The organism is Draconibacterium sp., from assembly GCF_041583095.1.
Classification (GTDB): Bacteria; Bacteroidota; Bacteroidia; order Bacteroidales; family Prolixibacteraceae; genus Draconibacterium.
In genome coordinates this window covers 1-5,129 of sequence record NZ_JBFHGM010000331.1, presented here as the reverse complement: position 1 = coordinate 5,129, position 5,129 = coordinate 1, and the positions used below count along the sequence as shown (strand labels likewise).

Sequence of the window (5,129 nt, the reverse complement as noted above, 5' to 3'; positions counted from 1 at the left end):
AGTGAACCGTTATAATGAAAAAACTAAAGCTCAAAAGGGAGATATCCAGCAAATAAAGCTACAGTTGCAGGAAGAAAATAAACGCCTTTCCAAAGCAAGGGAATTGCTTTTATGTGGAGATATTGAGGCTGAAGACTATCGCATAATGAAATCTGAAATTGAAACGCGAATTACCAGGCTTGAAGCGAAATTAACTGGCTCCATAAGTGATTCTGAAAACATAGAACCCTTATGGGACAAGGCGATTAGCAGTATTTCCAACCTTGATTCATTATACGAGAATGGCAGCATTACCCAGAAAAGAAAAATCATTGGTTCGGTCTTCCCCGAAAAATTGACATTTGACGGAATTCAGTTTCGAACCACAAGAATAAATGAAGCTTTGGAATATATTCTATTGATAGACAATAAAATAGGAGGCAAAAAAAATGGGACAAATTCATCAATTTTGAATTTGTCCCGTAAGGTGATCCCACCGGGATTCGAACCCAGATCGCAAGAACCGGAATCTTGTATTCTATCCATTGAACTATGGGACCGGTATCGGCTGCAAAAGTAACAAAATTCCCGAATGTGCACCGTGCAATTGCAAGTTAGCTTTCCAATAAATGTTGATAAAATCGTCCGCTCCACTTATCGCACATTTTTTTATATCGCTACATTTGTCAGCATAAAGCTATGACTATGGAGGAGAGAACAGGACTGGCCATAAAGAAGTTTAACGATTACGTTGACTCTTTTACAGGACTTAGCGAAGATCAGCTTACAAATTTCGAGATAAAGAAAAACCATTCACTGCGTGTTGCTGATCTTGCTTTACTACTGGCTAAAAATATGGAGCTCAACGAAACGGAAGCTCAACTGGCCTATTTAATCGGATTGTTTCACGACATCGGAAGGTTTCGGCAACTGAAAGAATACAATACTTTTAATGATGCCAAATCAGTCGATCATGCAGAACTGGGAATTGAGGTTTTACGGCAAGGCGACTTTTTTAATGATTTGGATGATGGTCAGGTAGAACTGATGTTGCTGGGGATAAGGCAGCACAATAAACTGGGCCTTACAAAAGATTTGTCGGATAAAGAACGGCTTTTTGCCAAACTCATCCGCGATGCCGATAAGTTGGATATCCTTCGTGTAATAACCGATTATTATTCCAATCCAAAGGCAACGCCAAATCATACTTTAACCTGGGAAATGCCAAAAGGAGGAACGGTATCGAAAGATGTGTCGAAACAAATATTAAACGGAGCCCCCGTGGCTAAAGAAAGTATTACCAACGAACTTGATATAAAAGTTATGCAGCTTTCGTGGGTGTACGATTTAAACTACAGGCCGTCGTTCGAGTTAATGATGGAAAAGCGTTACCTCGAGAAAATCTATAACTCGATGCCCAAAAACGATACGGTAATTGAAATTTACCGAAAAGTAAAAGTATTTGTAGAAAACAAACTTATTGCCTGATGCAGAAAATCATAACGGTATCAACACCACAGCATAATATTCTGGTTGACATTACTCCTGATGTGGAGGAAGAAGTGAAGATGGCCGGAATAAATTGTGGTTTGGTAAACGTTTATGTACAGGGGGCAACAGCAGGAATTATGATTCAGGAAAACTGGGATAATTCGGTGCAGAATGATGTGGTTAGCCTAATGAAGAAACTGATACCCGCCGGAGTGTGGGAACACGATGAACAGGATAATAATGGCGACTCGCACCTGAAAGCCGGTTTGGTAGGGCCAGACGAAACCATTCCGATTGTTAACGGCAGAATGGGCTTATCTACCTGGCAGAATATTTTTTTATGCGAATTCGACGGGCCAAGAAATTCCCGAAATATTGTTATAACCTTAATTGATTCTGAAAGATAATGGCAAACAGGCTGGTATGTATGTGTAATTTTGTTGATGAAGCAGAGATTAAAAAACTGCTGGAAAAGGGAGCCGATTCTACGGCTCAAATTCAATCGTTAACACGTGCCGGAACATCTTGTGGTCGTTGTTTGCCTGTTATTGATGGTTTGGTTGAAGCGCATAAAAAAACAAAACCCAAGCCACAACAAGGAAAGCTGCGACTCGGGTTCTAAACACAACATCAAAATATTTTTTCTAGAAGTATCTTGGCGATACTACTTCTTCTTTCTTAAATCTTAGTTCGTAAGAAATCATTACTTCGTGTGTTCCATTGCTGTAATGCTTCATATTGTTGGTAGTAAAGTCAATGGCATAACCAACACGTAGTTTTTGGTCAAATATCCATTGGGCAATAAAACCGTAAGAAGATCCGGTACGATACATGGCTCCGAGCCAGAATTTCTCCTTAATAAGGAAGTTTCCTGTTAGGTCGAACTGAAGCGGAGTACCTGTTTCAGATGTAAACGATGCTTTGGTAAACATGGTAGGCTTGAATTTTATATTCTCACCCATATCAAAAACGGCACCGGCAATCAGGAAATAGTGACGTAGTTCTCCTTCAACCGAAAAGCTTTCCATATCGTTTTCAAAGGTGGTGCTTACCAGTTTCGGAACTGAAAGACCTACATAGGCTCTTTTACTGTATAAAAAGGCACCTACACCAAAGTTTGGTTTGAATGCATTTTTTATTTCACCTGCAAAATTCGGGTCGCCCGGGTCTAAAATGGTATACTCTGATAAATTGTTGGAGTAATTGGTAAAACCACCTTTTAGTCCCAATCTCAAATTTGTTTTCTCGCTTAAAGGAACCAGGTAAGAATAATCGGCAAAAACATAAAAGCGTTTTTCCAACCCGGTTTTATCGTTAAGTACGTTTAAACCCAGTGCAACACGTTCATTTTTAAGTGGAGCCTGTACCGAGAAGGTATAAGTTGTAGGAGCTCCGTCCCAACCGGTCCATTGGTGACGTCCAAGGGCCATAAATCCTACCGACTCCCATGTACCGGCATACGCCGGGTTGATGGTTTGCGTATTGAACATGTATTGTGTAAACATCGGATCCTGTTGGGCATTTGAGGTAAATGCTGCTACTACTATTGCCAGAATCCCTAAACCTTTGATTATATTTAATTTTGCTTTCATCATTTTAATTATTTCAGATTTGACATTCATTAATTAATCAATTAATTATTTAGGAATATAAATCCGGTAATAGGTTCTTTACTTCCATCATTAAAGTATAAGATGTAGTAGTAGGTTGCTGTTGGTAACTTCTCGTTACCTACCTGCATGTCGTGCATCGATGTTCCGTCCCACCATGCATCAACATCTCCCCAGTAGTCTTCATTTCCATAGCGTTCCTTCTCGTAAACCAGGTTACCCCATCTGTTAAAGATTTCTATTCTGGCATTCGTGTAATCGTCTCCGAGTACTCTTTCTTCACTGCCGCCCTGGTCGCCTGTACAATAGATCATTACTTTGAAATAATCGTTGTAACCATCCTGGTTTGGAGAGAAGGCGTTTGGAATAACCGGTTCGCCACATGCAAACTGCTCAGGAGGTGTTCTGTCATCTACTGCATCTCTCCAGTCACGTACTCCGTCGTTATCTGTATCCTGCAGATACGCATCGGAACCGGTAGCATTTAATCCGCGCGACCATCCTTCGGTAATGGCATTGTAAGTATCGTATGCGTCATCCAGACCATCCCGGTCAGCATCGTTGCCAATGAAGCTTACATCTGCAATAGAGTCATTAGGGAATTCATCCCAACCTTCAATATTATCGTCTTCTCCTTCGTTATCCGTATTGGTATCCAGGTAGTCTGGAGTACCATCTAAGTCCATATCCCAAGGTTCGTAAGTAATACCATTGTTTGCAGGATCGTAGGCATCATCCCATCCATCGCCATTTGAATCTGTTCCCGAAGGAAGGATATAGTCATATTCTCCATCTTCTGCAATTGTTGATTGCCACTCGATGTTGTCAACGATACCGTCATTGTCAGAATCAATGTCCAAACGGTCTACAATACCATCGCCATCTGAATCCAATGATGTTTGATCAAGTGCATTTTCTTCCTCAATAATATCAAGAATACCATCATCGTCATCGTCGATATCATCGTTATCAGGTACGCCGTCGCAGTCGCTATCCAACAGAACCTGGATAGTTACTTCTGCGGTGTCGCAGTTTTCAGTATTAACTGTATGGCATACTGAGTAAGTGAATGTAATCACAGCTTCAGTTGGATCTTCATTTACATAGGCTAAATTACCATCTGTAACACTTACTCCATTCGGTAGATCCGAAAGAATAGTAAAGCTTACATTCTCGCGGGTAGATCCTTCATCGTTGGCAAACAAATCAAGATTTCCTGAAACTGTTCCGCCCGGACAGTAAATCAAAGTCAGAATGTCATCGTTTGCATTGAATGGATCGAAACCACAATCAGCTTCACCTTCTTCTACAGTTACAATAGCCGTGCATGTTGCTTCGTTTCCACATTCATCAATTGCAGTTAATGTAACTACGTTTTCACCAACGCTTCCACAGAAGAATGTTTCCTGACTGATAAACATGGTGTCGATACCACTGCAGGCATCAGTTGTACCGGCGTTGATATCATCAACAGTTATGGTTGCAACACCGTTAGCATCCAGTTGAACAGTAATGTCGTTGCAGGTAACTACAGGAGCTGTGTTGTCAGAAACAATAACTGTTTGTGTAAATGAAGTTTCATTACCACAGTTGTCAGTAGCTGTCCATGTACGGGTTAAAGTATAGCTGTTTGCACAGTCACCGTCAGTTCTTGTTTCAGTAAATACAACCGGAACATCTGAGTCGCAATTGTCAGAAGCAGTCAGCACGTCAGCCTCAACAACGGCATCACACTCAGCAGTAATTTCTGCTTCAGGTAATGTTTCGTTGAAAGTTGGCGCTGTATTGTCCGAAACAGTTACAGTTTGTGTAAATGAAGTTTCATTATCACAGTTGTCAGTAGCTGTCCATGTACGGGTTAAAGTATAGCTGTTTGCACAGTCACCGTCAGTTCTTGTTTCAGTAAATACCACCGGAACATCTGAGTCGCAATTGTCAGAAGCGGTCAGCACGTCAGCCTCAACAACGGCATCACACTCAGCAGTAATTTCTGCTTCAGGTAATGTTTCGTTGAAAGTTGGCGCTGTATTGTCCGAAACAGTTACAGTT

General features: G+C 41.0%; 5 protein-coding genes and 1 tRNA gene. 3 read left to right on the top strand and 3 right to left on the bottom strand.

The features are described 5' to 3' along the window. Positions 1 to 467 precede the first annotated feature (467 nt). Positions 468 to 539 (bottom strand) — tRNA-Arg (locus ABZB17_RS20325). 145 nt (positions 540 to 684) lie between these two features. Here ABZB17_RS20325 and ABZB17_RS20320 point away from each other — a divergent pair. From ABZB17_RS20320 to ABZB17_RS20310, 3 genes are read left to right on the top strand one after another with little or no spacing between them, the layout of a single operon-like run. Then, entirely contained in the window at positions 685 to 1,467 is a 783-nt protein-coding gene (locus ABZB17_RS20320; protein WP_372653071.1) for an HD domain-containing protein, read from the top strand. After that, positions 1,467 to 1,877 (top strand): secondary thiamine-phosphate synthase enzyme YjbQ, encoded by a 411-nt coding sequence (locus ABZB17_RS20315; RefSeq protein WP_372653069.1) that lies wholly within the window; start codon positions 1,467 to 1,469, stop codon positions 1,875 to 1,877. Before ABZB17_RS20320 ends, ABZB17_RS20315 begins: the two co-directional genes overlap by 1 nt. Before the next feature lie 20 nt (positions 1,878 to 1,897). Further along, complete coding sequence (locus ABZB17_RS20310) at positions 1,898 to 2,092, top strand: bacterioferritin-associated ferredoxin (protein WP_372653066.1); 195 nt, start codon at positions 1,898 to 1,900, stop codon at positions 2,090 to 2,092. A 22-nt stretch (positions 2,093 to 2,114) separates the two neighbouring features. Here ABZB17_RS20310 and ABZB17_RS20305 read toward each other — a convergent pair whose 3' ends face one another. Further along, positions 2,115 to 3,065 carry a type IX secretion system membrane protein PorP/SprF gene (locus ABZB17_RS20305; RefSeq protein WP_372653063.1) on the bottom strand — a complete coding sequence of 317 codons (951 nt, stop codon included), beginning with the start codon at positions 3,063 to 3,065 and terminating at the stop codon, positions 2,115 to 2,117. A 38-nt stretch (positions 3,066 to 3,103) separates the two neighbouring features. After that, a partial coding sequence (locus tag ABZB17_RS20300; protein WP_372653060.1) for a gliding motility-associated C-terminal domain-containing protein occupies positions 3,104 to 5,129 on the bottom strand: 2,026 nt, incomplete at its 5' end.

Bases quoted from the DNA above. Each gene is read 5' to 3' on its own strand.
- ABZB17_RS20320 (WP_372653071.1), top strand. From the start codon at position 685: ATGGAGGAGAGAACAGGACTGGCCATAAAGAAGTTTAACGATTACGTT.
- ABZB17_RS20315 (WP_372653069.1), top strand. From the start codon at position 1,467: ATGCAGAAAATCATAACGGTATCAACACCACAGCATAATATTCTGGTT.
- ABZB17_RS20310 (WP_372653066.1), top strand. From the start codon at position 1,898: ATGTGTAATTTTGTTGATGAAGCAGAGATTAAAAAACTGCTGGAAAAG.
- ABZB17_RS20305 (WP_372653063.1), bottom strand. From the start codon at position 3,065: ATGATGAAAGCAAAATTAAATATAATCAAAGGTTTAGGGATTCTGGCA.